Genomic DNA, 14,997 nt, shown 5'->3' on the forward strand with positions numbered 1-14,997 from the left:
TGGTTGTTCACTCAATAGGCTCCGTTCAGCAGGCCGCGACCTGCCAGATTGTGCATCAGTTCGCGAATGCCGAAGCGCCAGGCGGGCGCATCGCGCGAGGTGGTGACCCGGTTGACCAGCGCGCCCAGCGACGGGGTCGAGATGCGCACCGTGTCGCCGCTGCGATGGGTGAAGCCGCGGCCGGGCTCGTCGCGGTCCTGCGTCGGCGCGAACAAGGTGCCGAGGAAGAGCACGAAGCCGTCTGGGAAATGATGCTCGGACTGCGCCTGGCGGAGCAGCTCCTCGGGGTCGCGGCTGATCTCGGCCATCGAGCTCTCGCCCTCGAGCCGGAAATTGTCCGTTCCCTCGACCACCAGTTCGACCTGTGCCTGCCGCACCTGGTCCATCGTGAAGCCGTCGTCGAACAGGCGGATGAACGGGCCGATCGCACAGGACGCGTTATTGTCCTTTGCTTTGCTCAGGAGCAGCGCGCTGCGCCCCTCGAAGTCGCGCAGGTTGACGTCGTTGCCGAGCGTCGCGCCCTTCGCCCGCCCATGGCTGTCGGCGACCAGCACCACCTCGGGCTCGGGGTTGTTCCAGCTGCTGTCGGAGCGAACGCCGATCTCGGCGCCCCAGCCGACGGTGGACAGCACCGCCGCCTTGGTGAAGATTTCCGCGTCCGGCCCGATCGCCACCTCGAGATACTGGGACCACATCCCGTCCTCGATCAGCGCCGACTTGAGCCGCGCGGCGTCCTCGGACCCGGGCACCACCGAGCGGATCGCGCCGCCGATCCGCTGCTCGAGCCGTTCGCGGATGGCGGCCGCCTGGGTCGAATCCCCGCGCGCCCGCTCCTCGATCACCCGCTCGACCGCCGACACCGCGAAGGTCACGCCGGCGGCCTTGACGACCTGGAGGTCGATCGGCGCGAGCAGCCGCTCGGGCGCGGCGAGCAGCTCGTCGAGCGGCATCAGCTTGCGTCCCTCGAGGCTTCCCGGCGCGTCCGTCTCCAGCCAGTGCGATACGGTCGGCGCAACCGAAGTCATGTCGAACACCGAGCCGTCGCGGATCAGGATCGGAGTCGGTCCGTCGGTGAGCGCCAGCCGCCCGGCGAGCAGTGCCCGGTCGGCGTCGGTCGGCAACATGGTCGTGGAGAAATGCATCGGTCCCCGGCGCAACAGGTTCACAGCGGCGTTTGGTAGCGCTACCAATCGTTCCCACTGGCGCCGAGGTCAAGTCTGACTTGGAAATAAGCGGCGAGCCGATGGGAGGAATGCGTGATGCTGTTTGGTCGACTTCTCGGGACTATGTCCGCCGCGGTGCTGGCGCTTGCCGCCGGCCAGGCCGGCGCGGCGCCGCGTGCTGCCGCCGGTCCCGACCAGCGCGCCGCCGCGCTGGTCGGGCGGATGAGCGAGGACGAGAAGCTGCAGCTGGTGTTCGGCTATTTCGCGACCGACTTCGCGCCGAAGAACTATGTGGCGAAGCCGGGCGGCCGCGACGGCTCGGCCGGCTACGTGCCCGGCATCGCCCGCCTCGGCGTTCCGGCGCAATGGCAGACCGACGCCGGGGTCGGGGTCGCGACGCAGGGCGCCGCCAAGCAGAAGCGCGAACGGACCGCGCTTCCATCGGGCCTCGCCACCGCCGCCTCGTGGAACCCCGACGTCGGCTACGCCGGCGGCCGGATGATCGGCGCGGAGGCCTTCTCGTCGGGCTTCAACACGATGCTCGCGGGCGGTGCCAACCTGCTGCGCGACCCGCGCAACGGGCGCAATTTCGAATATGGCGGCGAGGATCCGCTGCTCGCCGGAACGATGGTCGGCGCGCAGATCGCGGGCATCCAGTCCAACCACGTCATCAGCACGCTCAAACATTATGCGATGAACGACCTGGAGACCGGGCGCGACTATCATGACGCGGTGATCGCGCAGGACGCGGCGCGCATCTCCGACCTGCTCGCCTTCCAGTTCGCCGCCGAGCGCGGCAACCCGGGCTCGGTCATGTGCAGCTACAACCAGGTCAACGGCGCGCACAGCTGCGAGAACCGCTGGCTGCTCACCGACATGCTGCGCGGCCAGTTCGGCTGGCCCGGGTTCGTCATGTCCGACTGGGGCGCGACCCACAGCACCGAGGCCGCGGCCAACGCCGGGCTCGACCAGGACAGCGGCTTCCCGTTCGACAAGGAGCCCTATTTCGGCGCGCCGCTCAAGGCCGCGGTGGACTCGGGCCGAGTGCCGCGCGCGCGCCTCGACGAGATGGCGCGCCGCGTGGTCCGTTCGATGATCGCGGTCGGGCTGCTCGACCATCCGGTGGCAGTCGGGCCGATCGACTATGCCGCGCATGCGCTGGTCACGCGCACGGACGCGGAGGAAGGCTCGGTCCTGCTCAAGAACGAGGGCAATCTGCTCCCGCTCGGGCCCGCGGTTCGGCGCATCGTGCTGATCGGCAGCCACGCCGACCGCGGCGTACTGTCGGGCGGCGGCTCGTCGCAGGTCTATCCGGTCGGCGGCAATGCAGTGCCGGGGCTGGAACCGACCGGCTGGCCCGGTCCGGTGGTCTATTTCCCCTCCTCGCCGCTGGCCGAGCTGCAGCGGCTCGCCCCCAATGCGCAGATCCGCTTCGTCGACGGCAGCGACCCGGCGGCGGCGGCCGCGGCGGCGCGCTCGGCCGACGTCGCCATCGTCTTCCTCAACCAGTGGACCAGCGAGTCGATCGACACGCCGATCGCCCTGCCCGGCAACCAGGATGCGCTGGTCGAGGCGGTGGCCGGGGCGCAGCCGCGCACCGTCGCGGTGCTGGAGACCGGCGGCCCGGTGCTGATGCCGTGGGCGGCGCGGGTCCCGGCGATCCTCGAGACCTGGTATCCCGGCAGCGCCGGCGGGGCGGCGATCGCCCGCCTGCTGACCGGCGCCGCCAATCCCTCGGGCAAGCTCCCGGCGACCTTCCCGATGAGCGAGGCGCAGCTGCCGCGGCCGGTGCGGCCGGGCACCGGGCTGAAGGACGGCGAGATGTTCTCGATCCGCTACGACGAGGGCGCGACGGTCGGCTACAAATGGTTCGACGCGCGCAACCTGCAGCCGCTGTTCCCCTTCGGCCACGGGCTCAGCTACACCAGCTTCGCCTACACCGGGCTGACCGCGCGGCCCGCCGGCGGCGCGATCGAGGCGAGCGTCACCGTCCGCAATACTGGCCGCCGCGCCGGCAAGGAAGTCGTCCAGCTCTACGTCTCGCCGCAGCGCGGCGGGTGGGAAGCGCCGCGGCGGCTGGCTGCGTTCGAGAAGGTCAGCCTCGCTCCCGGGCAGAGCAGGCGGGTGACGCTGCGGGTCGATCCGCGGCTGCTCGCGACCTACGCCGGCGGCCAATGGAGCATCGCGCCCGGCGCCTATGACGTGCTCGCCGCTTCCTCCTCGCGCGACTTCCGCAGCCGCGCCTCGGTGACTCTCGCCGCCGCGACCCTGCCGGGGAACTGGCGGCCCTAGGCGGGCAGCCGGCGTCCCTCGCGGGCGCTCCGCCGGGCGAGATCGATCAGCCGCAGCCCCGCGCGGGGGCCGGCGGGATCGACCGGCGGCGGGGCGCCGGCGCGGATCGCCGCGGCGACCCCGCGGTAGAAGTCGAGATAGCAGCCCGGCTCGGTCGCGATCGCCTCGCGTCGGCCGTCGGCGAGGGTCAGGGTTCCCGCCACCGGATCGTTGCCGAAGCCGGGCGAGCGCGGGTCGAGCCCGGCGCGCAGCCGCTCTTCCTGCGGGTCGAGGCCATGCTTGACGAAGCTGCCGCCGCTGCCGTGCAGCGCGAAGCGCGGACGGGGGTCGGCCACCAGCGTCGAGGCCGACAGCCGGACCCGCAGCGGCCCGTAGCCGAGGCGGAGGTCGAACCAGTCGTCGACCGCCGCCTCCGGCCGCTGCGCCGCGACATCGGCCTCGATCCACTCGGGCACGCCGAACAGCACCAGCGCCTGGTCGAGCAGGTGCGAGCCGAGGTCGAACAACAGCCCCGTCCCCGGCGCCGGCCGCTCGCGCCAGCCGGGCTTGATCGTCGGGCGGAAGCGGTCCCAGCACGCCTCGAACAGCGCCGGCCTTCCCACCGCTCCCTCGCCAAGCAGCCGCCGTACCGTCAGGAAGTCACCGTCCCAGCGGCGGTTCTGGAAGACCGTCAGCAGCCGCCCGCGCTCGGCCGCCAGCGCGATCAGCCGGTCGGCGTCGGCGACGTCCACCGCCATCGGCTTGTCGATGACCACATGCTTGCCGGCCTCCAGCGCGGCGGCGGCGAGCGCGGCGTGGGTCTCGGTCGGGGTCGAAATGACGACCAGCTCGACCGTCGGGTCGGCGAGCACCGCGGGCGTCTCGGCCGAGCCGGCGACGGCGAGCAGCTGGAACTCGGGAAGCGCGCGCAGCAGCGGCGCGTGGAACACGGTTCCGCCCGCACCCCGTCCGATCAGCGCGGCGCGGACCGGCTCGGCGGGGGCAGGCGGCAGCGGCGCGGGGGTAGGGTCGGGGGTCGTGGGCATCGCTCTCCTTGAGCGCAAACGCGTCGCGAAGTCGATGCACGACGATCGCCCCGCCGCCTTCCGACGCGGCAGCCGTCCCGCCGCTCGACTCACCGCGTTCGCGGGCCGATTTCGAGCCTCCCGCGTGTCGGCGGGTTGACGCGGACGGGAATGATAGCGCTATCACGAGCGCTGGCAATCGAGAGGGTGCAGATGAAATCCTGGTGGGCGGCGGGGCTGATGACCTTGCTGGCGAGCGTGGCGGCAACCCCGGCGGCAGCGGCGGCCCCGGACTCCGGCTTTCACCGCGGCATGAACGTGCTCGGCTATGATCCGGGCTGGAAGGACCCTGCAAAGGCGCGCTTCCAGACCCGCCACTTCGCCGAGATCCGCCGCGCCGGCTTCGACTTCGTGCGGGTCAACCTGTTCGGCTTCCGGGCGCTCGACGCGCGCAACCGGCTCGATCCCAAGTGGCTGGCGCGGGTCGACTGGATCGTCCGCGAAGGCCGCCGCGCCGGGCTCGGCGTCATCCTCGACGAACATGACTACGACACCTGCTCGGACGATCCCGAGGCGTGCCGCTCCAAGCTGCTGGCCGTGTGGCAGCAGCTCGGCGCCCGCTACGCCCGCGCCGACCGGAAGGTCGCCTTCGAGCTTCTCAACGAGCCGCATGGCAAGATCGACGCCGCCGCCTGGAACGCCTTCTTCCCGCCGGTGCTCGCCGAGGTCCGCAAGCGCAACCCGGACCGCTGGGTGGTGATCGGTCCCTCGTCGTGGAACAGCCTCGCCCAGCTGCCCAACCTCGTCCTGCCCGAGGACGACCGGCGGCTGCTCGTCACCTTCCACTATTACGAGCCGTTCCGCTTCACCCACCAGGGCGCGGGCTGGGTCAAGGAGTTCACCAACGTCCATGGCGTGACCTGGGGCAGCGCGCAGGATCGCGCGGCGCTTGCCGCCGACTTCGGCAAGGTCGAGCAATGGGCGGCGCAGTACGACCGTCCGATACTGCTCGGCGAGTTCGGCGCCTACGACAAGAGCGGAACTCCGGTCGACCAGCGTGCCGCCTACACCGCCGCCGCCGCGCGCGAGGCGGAGCGGCGTGGGTTCGCCTGGTCCTACTGGCAGTTCGACAGCGACTTCGTGGCGTGGGACATGAACCGCAACGCCTGGGTGGAACCGATCCGCCGCGCGCTCATCCCCGCCGGCTGAGCCGCCGCTACCGTCCCAACCCGGCGCGCGCCTCCGGGTGCGCCGCCAGGAAGGCGAGGATCGCGTCGGCGATCCGCCCGTCGTCCGCCAGTCCCGGATGGCCGTTGCAGGCCGTCATGGCGAGGCCGCCGACGGTAACCGCGCCGACCCGGCGGTCGCCGCGGCGGCGCAGTTGCGCAACGACCTTCGCGGTCTCGGCGGCGAACTCGCCCTGGAGCTGGTCGGTCGCCCAGAGGAGGACGTAGGCGCCGGGGAAGCGCGCGTGCAGCGTCTCGACGAAGCGGGCATAGCTCGCCTCGTAATCGGCATGCAGCGCGGCGCGGTCGGCCCAGCGCTCGCCCGCGTGCAGCGGAGTGCTGAAGTCATTGGTCCCGAGCGAGACGACGACGAGCTGCGGTCGCCAGGAGCGGTCGTCCTCGCGCCGGCCATGGTCGAACAGCGTGTAGGGGTAGGCGGCGGGCAGCGGGTCGGCGGCGAAGCCGTTGTAGTTGCGGACGACGCCGCGCCCGGAGATGGCGTTGACCCGGTAGTCGGCCGCGAACCGTCCGGCGATCCGCGGCGCGATCCCGCGCGTCGTGTCGGTGGTCTGCCACACCTGTTCCTCACTGCACTGCGAGGTCGGCGACAGGTTGCCGTAGCCGACCGTGTAGGAGTCGCCGACGAACTCGATCCGGTGCTGGCGCCGGGAGGGCAGGGACATCTGTGCCGACCGGGCCGCGTAGATCCCGCCGAACTCGGAGGCCCCCGCCTGGCTCTCGCTGGCGACGTCCACGCGGAGGCGGTGAAGGCCCCCGCCCATGCCGTCGAGCAGGCGCCAGCCTCCACCGTTCGAGACGAACGCCAGCGGCGGCGCCCCGTCAACCGTCACCCGCAGCGCGGCGCGTCCGGCACCCAGACGAAGGTAAGCGCGAGAGCCGCGAACCTCAGCTTCGAAGTATGTCCCCGGCCATTGGCGCCGCCAGCCTCCGCCGGGCACCGGCTCGGCACGACCGACCACCCGGACGGCCAGGGCGGCGATGCCGGCGGGCGGCCCAGCGGCGGGTTCGAGCGTGGCGACGGGCGCGGCAGCGGCGAGCGATGCGGCGGCGAGAAGAGCAGAGGTCAGCATGGCTGGTGATGATCCCGGACGACGCAACAAGGAGCGGGTTGCCGCCCCGCCTAGGCGCTTTTTCCACGCTGCTCCAGCAGCTCGGCGAGGCCCTACCGCCCGGCCATGCAACGGCCCGAGCGCCCGGACGTTGATTCGTTATGGACCCGGACCATTCGGATGGCGCGTCGGGCGCCTTCTTCTACGACGCGGAGGGCCGCGACCATGCGCTCGACATGCGCAACCTCGACAAGTTGCCGAAGACGGGGCCCGAGCAGCTCATCTGGTTCGACATCGATCGGTCGGACACGGCGGCGATCGCCCGCGTCGGCGAGATGCTCGCTTTGTCGCCCGAGACGATCGAGGCGATGGGCAGCGGCGATGCCGTGCCGCGGCTCGCCAGCTACGAGAAATATTTCCACTTCAGCCTGACCCGTGCCGACGTCCAGGAAAAGCCGGTCATCAACTTCGCGGTCTGCGAGCGCTGGCTGCTGACGGTGCGGGACGGGGAAGTGCCCTATTTCACCGCCTACCGCGAGCGGGACCGCGGCGAGTCGCTGATCGGACGCCTGTCTCCGCTGATGCTCGCCGGCTCGCTGATCGACTGGCATTTCGAGGGTTACCAGGAAGCGGTCGCGACGATGCAGCGCGACCTCGATCGGCTGGACTCGGCGATCCTCGGCCGGCGGCGGGCACGGCCGCCCCTGTCGGACCTGGCCCGGATGCGGCTCAACGTCGCGCGCCTGCGCCGGCGCCTCGACGGCCATCGACCGCTGGTCCACGCGCTGCTCCGGCCCGACTTCCCGCGGGTCTCGGAAGAGAAGCAGGGCGAGTATTTCAGCGTGCTCGAAAACCATTTTCTCGGCGCCGCCGACAATGTCGAGCGGATGCGCGAAAGCGTGATCGGCAGCTTCGACCTTTATGCCACCCGCACCGCCCAGGAAACGAACGACCTCGTCCGGCTGCTGACGCTCGTCACGGTGGCGACCGGCCTTGCCGCCGCGATCGCCGGCATCTTCGGGATGAACTTCGAGGTGCCCTTCTTCAAATGGGGCGAGGTCGGCTTCGCGATCACGCTGGTGATGATGGTCGGGGTCGCGCTCGCCCTGTTCATCATCGCCTGGCGGCGCGGCTGGCTGTCCCCGACCTGAGCCGGAACTTCATTCGGCCTCGACCTGCTCGCACAGCCAGCGGGCGATGGTCGGCGCCGCGAACGGCTTGCCGATCACCGGCGTGCCCTCGAAGTCCGGCGGCAGGACCATGTTGCTGTCGTAGCCGGTCGTCAGCGCGAAGGGGATGTTGCGGTCGCGCAGCAAGCGCCCGACCTCCCAGCTCATCTCGCCGTCGAGGTTGATGTCGAGGAGCGCGGCGTCGACCTGCTCGTGCGCGGCGAGGTCGAGCGCCTCGGTCACGCGCGTCGCCGGGCCGACCAGCTCCCAGCCGAGACCCTCGATCGTGTCCTCCATCATCATGATGACGAGGCTGCTGTCCTCGACCAGGAGGATCCGCTTGACTTGCTCCGAGCGGACGACCTCGCGCGCCTCGGGCACGGCCGGAGCCGTTTCCTCGGCGACCGACTGGACCAGCGCCGACGCGGGGAGAGTGATGCTGCACTCGACCCCACCCTGCTCGAAGCGGAGCTCGGACGAGCCGCCAGTCTCCAGCTCGAGCGCGCGGCCGATCAGCGAGCTTCCGAACCCGCGGCGGTTGGGGGTGAGGACGGTCGGGCCGCCGCTTTCCTTCCACTCGATAACGACCCCGCCGCCGGGCTGGACGGACCAGCTGACGGCGACCTTCCCGTCGGGCACGGACAGGCTACCATATTTGGCGGCGTTGGTGCTGAGCTCGTGGACCGCCAGCGACACCGCGAGCGACGCCTTGGACGAGAGCGTCAGCGGTGGCCCGGCGAGATCGATGCGGTCGCCGTTCTCCTGGGCATATTGCTCGAGCTCGAGCGAGATGAGCCCGCTCAGCGAAACGCCCTCCCAGCGGTGGCGGGTCAGCAAGCTGTGCACCCGGCTCATCGACTGGATGCGCTGGTTGAGACCGGTGGCGAAGCTCTCCAGCGTGTCCGCGTTGCTGCTGGCGTGCGTCACCAGCGCCTGGATGTTGGCGAGCGTGTTCTTCACCCGGTGGTCGAGCTCGGCCATCAGCAGCTGCTGGCGGGCGAACGCCTTCTCGCGCTCCTGCGCGGCGGCATGGATCCGCCGCAGAACCACCTCGAGCAGCGCGACGCGAAGGTCGAAGGCGGCATCGCGGTCATAGTCGGTCCACGGCTCCGAGCGGCCGCGCACCGTCTGGCTCCAGGCGGCGAACGAGGTCCGCGGGGTCAGCTTCTCGCCGTCCGGGGTCTGTTCGACCGGCTTGTCCGGGTTGCCCGCCCATTCGACGGTCTGCACCACCTCGGGCCGGAACCACATGACGAAGTCGCGCGGCTCCTTCGACACCGAAATGGCGAGCAGCCCGGAGGCGACCCCGGCGAACCCCGCGGCGGGCGGATAGATCTCGCTCAGCCGGTCGGTGCAGAAGATGCCGTTGTCGGCGTCCACATGGTTGCACAGCCAGTCGGTCAGGCGCGCGATCTGCTCCTCGTCCGGCGTATCGCCGAGCACCGCCACGCCGCTGTTGACGTGGATCGCGACGCCGCCCTTGTGGCTCGCCATCCGCATCGCGAACCCGCCGGCGCGGACATAGTCGAGCAGGTTGGGCGAGTTGCGGATCAGTCCCTCGCCAAAATCGTCCTCGGTGGCGAGATTGCGCATCAGCTGCTGGAGCACGACGCGCGAGCGGGTGCGCTGCTCGAACCGCTCGGCGCGCTCCTTCGCTTCGAGCTGGAGCGAGAACATCGACCCGAACAGCTCGCCGATGGCGCGGAGGTGACGCGGGAGGAAACGCGGGGTCATGTGGTGGCAGCTGATCAGCCCCCACAGCTTGCCGCCCTGGATGATCGAGATCGACATGGAGGCGTCGACCCCCATGTTGCGCAGATACTGGCGGTGGATCGGCGAGACGTCACGCAGGATCGCCTGGCTCATGTCCAGCGGCGCGCCGGTCGCCGGGTTGAGCTGCGGGACGATCGGCGCCGGCTGGTAGTCGACCTGGCAGATCAGCCGCAGCCAGTTGCGCAGGTAGAGCGCGCGCGCCTGCTTGGGGATGTCCGATGCCGGGTAGTGGAGATCGAGGAACGGGTCGAGCGCGGGTTCGACGGCCTCGGCGAACACCCAGCCGCTGTCGTCATGGTCGAAGCGATAGACCATCACCCGGTCGTAGCCGAGCACCGCCTTCACCCGCTCGGCGGCGAGCTGGCAGAAATCCTGGAGGTGCTCGCACCGGTCGAGTCCCTCGAGCATTTCCTGAACACAGGACAGCGGGTCGCGCGCAGCGCCATTGGCGGGGTCGGCCTGCTCGAACTCGATCACCAGTCGTCCGGCACTGCGGTGGACGCTGGCATCCAGCGGACTGCCTCCCTTCACCCGCAGCGCGGGGTCGAGCAGGTGCCGCGGCTTGCTGAGGTCCGACGTCTCGACCAGCGAGCGGAGCCGCTCCAGCTGCATCTCGTCGAACAGGATGCCGGCGTCGGCACCCAGCAGCTGCTCGGCATCGCAGCCGAGCAGGCTGGTGAGGCTCCCCGCCACCTGCTCGATCACCAGCTGCTCGGGGTCGAGCACCAGCATCGCGCCATGCGGCAGGATCGCGCCGGGGATGTGGATCGGTTCGCGATCACAGTTGGTCAGGTCGACCTTCTGGTCCGGCGACAGGAAATCAGTCGACAAACATTGTCTCCGTGGCAGCCGCCGCTTGGGAGAAGATGGCGAATGCGCGATGAGCGCCGGCAATGGCTTCGTCCGGCTTTGCCGCGACGATAGAGGATTGCTCCAGCAAAGTCACAAAGGATTGCCACAGCCGCTCGTCGCAGCCGTGGGACAGGAAGCGGTCGGCGGCGCGACAGGCGACGTCGGGGTTGTCCTGCAGCCGGCGGTGGAGCAGGCGCGCACCGAGGCGGGAGCCTTCCAGCACATAGACCATGCCGAGCGCCTCGGCCGGGGTGGGAAGCGACTGCGGCTCGCCTTCCGCCGCCACGCGCTCGACCGCGAGGGCGCGGCAATCCTCCGCCAGTGCGGCACGGCGACTGCGCTCGGCCCAGTCGGGAACGAGCCGGGCGACGTCCGCCGCTTCGAGCAGCCGCTCGCAGCGTTCCACCGCCAGCCCCTGCGCAGCAAGCAGACGGCGGTAACCGCCGGCGGTCTCGGGCGCCGCCGACTCGAGCGATGCTTCCACCGCCTCGTGCGCGGCGGCGGTGGCCTGTCGCAGCAGCTGGCGGTGCGAACGCCCGCTCTCCCGTTCCGCCCAATCCCTCGGCACTTGCCCTCAACCCTCTGGAATTCCGGTCAAAGCGACCGCCGGCCTACTTAGTTAGCCAAGATGAACATAAAGTGTGAAGTAAGAATCGGACCAGTATCGAAACGATACGTCGGCCAGCCGACTAGACTGCTCACGCCCTCCGCCAAGTCGGCATCGGGCGCCGGCGGAACGCTTTTCGCCGCGCGGCTTTGAATCGCCGACGCAACGAGGAGCTTCCCGCATGCCCGCACGCCCCGCCTGGCGCGGCCAGATCCGGCTGGCCCTGGTCTCGATCCCGGTCGAGATCTACACCGCCACCAAGAGCGGCGCGCAGATCGCCTTCCATCAGGTCCACGAACCGTCGGGCAAGCGGATCAAGTATGAGAAGGTGGTGCCCGGCATCGGCCCGGTGAACACCGACGACATCGTCAAGGGCTACGAGGTCTCGAAGGGCGAATATGTCCTGCTCGAGCCCGAGGAGATCGACAGCGTCAAGCTGGAGAGCCGCAAGACGCTGGACCTCATCCAGTTCGTCGACATCGGCGAGATCGACGCCATCTACTACGACAAGCCCTATTATGTCGTGCCTGCGGACGACCTTGCCGAGGAGGCGTTCGTGGTGCTTCGCGACGCGCTTCGCGCGGCGAAGAAGGTGGGCGTCGGACAGCTCGCGATGCGCGGGCAGGAATATGTCGTGGCACTGAAGCCCTGCGGCCGCGGCATGCTGCTCGAGACGCTGCGCTACGACGACGAGGTCAACAAGGCGTCGGGCTATTTCCGCGAGATCGGCGACACCAAGCCCGATCCCGACCTGCTCGACCTCGCCGGCACGCTGATCGAGAAGAAGGCGGGCGACTTCGACGCCGGCCAGTTCCACAACCGCTACGTCGACGCGCTGAAGGGCCTCATCGAGCAGAAGCGCAAGAGCAAGGGCGAGACGATCATCCAGGACCCGGACGACGGCAAGGCGCCCAAGGGCAGCAATGTCGTCGACCTGATGGCGGCGCTCAAGAAGAGCCTCGAAGGCGGCGCCGGCAACGACAATGCGTCGGCGGCGGAGAAGCCCCGGAAGGCACCGGCCAAGAAGCCCGCCGCGGCCAAGGCGCCGGCCAAGAAGGCGGCGGACAAGGCGCCGGCGCGGAAGCGGGCGTGAGCCTCGCCTTCCACCCCCGTCCGTCATCCCCGCGAAAGCGGGGATCCAGCTTCCTCCGTCATTCTTGCCGCCAAGGCAGCTGGACCCCCGCTTTCGCGGGGGTGACGGACGTTGGAACAGTGGAGCGACCACATTTGGGGCTCAGCTGGAGCCCCGCCTTCGCGTGGGTGACGGGCGGGAAGGGTTAGAGCTGATGCCCCGCGCTCCGCGCCCCAAGGGTCTCACCATCGAGACCTACAACGAGAAGCGCGACTTCTCGAAGACGGCGGAGCCCAAGGGTCGCAAGGCGAAGACCAAGGGCCACAGCTTCGTCGTCCAGAAGCACGACGCCACCCGGCTCCACTATGATTTCCGGCTCGAGCTCGACGGCGTGCTCAAGAGCTGGGCGGTGCCCAAGGGTCCCAGCCTCGATCCCCACGACAACCGCCTCGCGGCGCGGACCGAGGATCATCCGCTCGACTATGGCAGCTTCGAGGGCACGATCCCCAAGGGCGAATATGGCGGCGGGACCGTCATGCTGTGGGACCAGGGGAGCTGGACGCCCGAGCCGGGCAAGGATCCGTCCAAGACGATCGAGGAAGGCCATCTCCATTTTCGCCTCGAGGGCGAGCGGATGAAGGGCGATTGGGTGATGTTCCGGATGAAGGGCCGGCCCGGCGAGCGTGGCGAGCCATGGATGCTCAAGAAGGTCACCGACGACTTCGCCAACCCCGACCATGGCGAGGCGCTGGTCGAGGAATATGTGACCAGCGTCACCACCGGCCGGACCATGGCCGAGATCGCCGCGGGCGAGGATGTGTGGGAGTCGAACCGGGGCGGCAAGACGGGCGGCCGCACCAGGCGCAAGGCGCAGGCAGGCCCGCCCGAGTTCCGCGCGCCGCAGCTCGCAACCCTGGTCGACGAGGTGCCCGCCGGCTCCGACTGGCTGTTCGAGTATAAATATGACGGCTACCGGCTGCTGCTCGCCACCGCGGGCGGCGCGGTGACCGCGTGGACGCGCAATGGCAAGGACTGGAGCGACCATTTCCGCTCACTGGTCAAGGCCGCGTCCGAGCTGCCCGCCGGCTGCCTGATCGACGGCGAGGCGGTGGCAATCGGCGCCAACGGCAAGCCGGACTTCCAGCTTCTCCAGGCCAGCCTCAAGGGCGGCAAGGCGGAGCTCGCCTATTACGCCTTCGACCTGCTGGTCGATCGCGGCGAAGACATCAGGGGGCTCTCGAACCTCGAGCGCAAGGAGCGGCTCGCGGCGCTCTTGAAGGCGGTGCCGGCGCCGATCCTCTACGGCGATCATGTGCTGGCCAAGGGTGAGGCGCTGTTCAACGCCATCTGCAAGGAAGGCGGCGAGGGGATCATCGCCAAAAAGGCGAGCGCACCCTACCGGGGCGACCGCTCGAAGAACTGGCTCAAGGTCAAGTGCATCCAGCGGCAGGAATTCGTGATCGTCGGCTGGCAGGCGAGCGACAAGCGCCGCGGCTTCCGCTCGCTCCACCTCGCCGTGAAGGATGGCGGCAAGCTGAGCTATGCCGGCAAGGTCGGCACCGGCTTCGACACGAAGATGATCGAGCAATTGTCCGAGCGGATGCGCCCGCTCGCGCTGGACGCGCCGGCGCTGGAGGTGCCGCGGACGGCGAAGCGCGGCTCGACCTGGATCAAGCCCGAGCTGGTCGCCGAGATCGCCTTCACCGAGTTCACCACCGAGGGCGTGCTGCGCCACCCGAGCTTCATCGCGCTGCGCGAGGACAAGGCGGCCAGCGACGTCGTGCGTGAGGTCCCGCAGCATCTCGAACCTGCGGCGAAGAAGGCAAAGAGGGCGGCGAAGCAGGACCGGGCGACACCGGCGAGCGTCGGCGTCAAGATCAGCAGCGAGGAGCGTGAGGTCTTCCCCGGCGAGGGCATCACCAAGGGCGATCTCGCGACCTATTATGCCGCCATCGCCGAGCCGCTGCTGCTGACGCTGGGCGAGCGGCCGATGACGCTGATCCGCTGCCCGCAGGGACGCGCGAAGCATTGCTTCTTCCAGAAGCACGATACCGGCTCGATGGGACCGGACGTCTTCCATGTCCCGGTCAAGGAAGGGGACGGCGACACGCAGGACTATCTGTTCGTGCGCGACGCCCGAGGCGTGCTCGAATGCGTCCAGATGAACACGATCGAGTTCCACGGCTGGGGATCCCGGATTGACCCGCTGGAGAACCCCGACCGGTTGGTGTTCGACCTCGACCCCGACGAGGGGCTCGACTTCGAGCGCGTGAAGGAGGCGGCGGTCCGGCTCCGCGCCCTGCTCGCCGACCTCGGCCTCAAGACCTGGCCGATGCTGTCGGGCGGCAAGGGCATCCACGTCGTCGCCCCGCTCGACCAGAGCCGCGACTGGCCGGCGGTGAAGGGGTTCGCCGAGCGGTTCAGCCGGGCGATCGCCGAGGTCGAGCCGACGATGTTCACCGCCAACATTCGCAAGAACCAGCGCAAGGGGCGCATCTTCCTTGACTGGCTGCGCAACCAGCGCGGCGCGACCGCGGTGATGCCCTACAGCGTGCGCGCGCGAGAAGGCGCTCCGGTCGCCGCGCCGGTGAGCTGGGAGGAGTTGGACGGGTTCAAGGGCGGCAATGCCTTCTCCATCCGCGACGTCGACACGCTGCTCGACCGCGCGGGGACGAAGGCGCTTGCCGGCTGGTGCCAGGCGAAGCAGGCCCTGCCCGACGCCTGACGTCCCGAACTGAGACGAACCGCACAAGAAGTTACGGTTGCGCA

The 14,997-nt window shown here is 69.7% G+C and carries 10 protein-coding genes; 5 read left to right on the forward strand and 5 right to left on the reverse strand.

Annotation, left to right across the window (positions count from 1 at the left end; genetic code table 11):
- Positions 1-11: 11 nt before the first annotated feature.
- A complete protein-coding gene (locus HMF7854_RS04755) occupies positions 12-1,142 on the reverse strand; it encodes a fumarylacetoacetate hydrolase family protein (protein WP_239016841.1) in 1,131 nt (376 codons plus the stop codon).
- 117 nt (positions 1,143-1,259) lie between these two features.
- On the opposite strand from HMF7854_RS04755, the gene HMF7854_RS04760 reads away from it, so the two are divergent.
- On the forward strand, positions 1,260-3,455 hold the full coding sequence (locus tag HMF7854_RS04760; protein WP_126718049.1) for a beta-glucosidase family protein: 2,196 nt from the start codon (positions 1,260-1,262) through the stop codon (positions 3,453-3,455).
- Here the strand turns inward: HMF7854_RS04760 and HMF7854_RS04765 are convergent.
- Positions 3,452-4,480, reverse strand: coding sequence for a Gfo/Idh/MocA family protein (locus HMF7854_RS04765; RefSeq protein ID WP_126718050.1), 1,029 nt, complete (start codon positions 4,478-4,480; stop codon positions 3,452-3,454). The two genes, HMF7854_RS04760 and HMF7854_RS04765, sit on opposite strands and share 4 nt — an antisense overlap.
- Before the next feature lie 192 nt (positions 4,481-4,672).
- On the opposite strand from HMF7854_RS04765, the gene HMF7854_RS04770 reads away from it, so the two are divergent.
- Entirely contained in the window at positions 4,673-5,668 is a 996-nt protein-coding gene (locus HMF7854_RS04770) for a glycoside hydrolase family 5 protein (protein WP_239016842.1), read from the forward strand.
- A gap of 7 nt (positions 5,669-5,675) precedes the next feature.
- Here the strand turns inward: HMF7854_RS04770 and HMF7854_RS04775 are convergent, their stop codons facing one another.
- Positions 5,676-6,776 (reverse strand): SGNH/GDSL hydrolase family protein, encoded by a 1,101-nt coding sequence (locus HMF7854_RS04775; RefSeq protein WP_126718051.1) that lies wholly within the window; start codon positions 6,774-6,776, stop codon positions 5,676-5,678.
- Between the two features lie 140 nt (positions 6,777-6,916).
- On the opposite strand from HMF7854_RS04775, the gene HMF7854_RS04780 reads away from it, so the two are divergent.
- Positions 6,917-7,906 carry a magnesium transporter CorA family protein gene (locus HMF7854_RS04780; protein ID WP_126718052.1) on the forward strand — a complete coding sequence of 330 codons (990 nt, stop codon included), beginning with the start codon at positions 6,917-6,919 and terminating at the stop codon, positions 7,904-7,906.
- 9 nt (positions 7,907-7,915) lie between these two features.
- On the opposite strand, the gene HMF7854_RS04785 is transcribed toward HMF7854_RS04780, so the two are convergent.
- Positions 7,916-10,528: an HWE histidine kinase domain-containing protein gene (locus tag HMF7854_RS04785; protein WP_239016843.1), complete on the reverse strand. Its 2,613-nt coding sequence runs from the start codon at positions 10,526-10,528 to the stop codon at positions 7,916-7,918.
- Positions 10,518-11,117, reverse strand: a complete 600-nt coding sequence (locus HMF7854_RS04790) for a biliverdin-producing heme oxygenase (protein WP_126718053.1) — start codon at positions 11,115-11,117, stop codon at positions 10,518-10,520. The genes HMF7854_RS04785 and HMF7854_RS04790 overlap by 11 nt, the downstream gene beginning before the upstream one ends.
- 220 nt (positions 11,118-11,337) lie before the next feature.
- On the opposite strand from HMF7854_RS04790, the gene ku reads away from it, so the two are divergent.
- Together ku and ligD are read left to right on the forward strand one after the other, a co-directional pair.
- Positions 11,338-12,249 carry a non-homologous end joining protein Ku gene (ku, locus tag HMF7854_RS04795; RefSeq protein ID WP_126718054.1) on the forward strand — a complete coding sequence of 304 codons (912 nt, stop codon included), beginning with the start codon at positions 11,338-11,340 and terminating at the stop codon, positions 12,247-12,249.
- Positions 12,250-12,442: 193 nt separating this feature from the next.
- A complete protein-coding gene (gene ligD, locus HMF7854_RS04800) occupies positions 12,443-14,953 on the forward strand; it encodes a DNA ligase D (RefSeq protein ID WP_126718055.1) in 2,511 nt (836 codons plus the stop codon).
- The last annotated feature ends 44 nt before the right edge of the window (positions 14,954-14,997 follow it).

Origin of the sequence: Sphingomonas ginkgonis (assembly GCF_003970925.1) — a bacterium.
GTDB classification, from domain to species: Bacteria; Pseudomonadota; Alphaproteobacteria; order Sphingomonadales; family Sphingomonadaceae; genus Sphingomicrobium; species Sphingomicrobium ginkgonis.

Coding starts and splice junctions, on each gene's coding strand:
- HMF7854_RS04780 (WP_126718052.1), top strand. CDS start 6,917: ATGGACCCGGACCATTCGGATGGCGCGTCGGGCGCCTTCTTCTACGAC.
- HMF7854_RS04755 (WP_239016841.1), bottom strand. CDS start 1,142: ATGCATTTCTCCACGACCATGTTGCCGACCGACGCCGACCGGGCACTG.
- HMF7854_RS04775 (WP_126718051.1), bottom strand. CDS start 6,776: ATGCTGACCTCTGCTCTTCTCGCCGCCGCATCGCTCGCCGCTGCCGCG.
- ku (WP_126718054.1), top strand. CDS start 11,338: ATGCCCGCACGCCCCGCCTGGCGCGGCCAGATCCGGCTGGCCCTGGTC.
- ligD (WP_126718055.1), top strand. CDS start 12,443: ATGCCCCGCGCTCCGCGCCCCAAGGGTCTCACCATCGAGACCTACAAC.
- HMF7854_RS04760 (WP_126718049.1), top strand. CDS start 1,260: ATGCTGTTTGGTCGACTTCTCGGGACTATGTCCGCCGCGGTGCTGGCG.
- HMF7854_RS04770 (WP_239016842.1), top strand. CDS start 4,673: ATGAAATCCTGGTGGGCGGCGGGGCTGATGACCTTGCTGGCGAGCGTG.
- HMF7854_RS04765 (WP_126718050.1), bottom strand. CDS start 4,480: ATGCCCACGACCCCCGACCCTACCCCCGCGCCGCTGCCGCCTGCCCCC.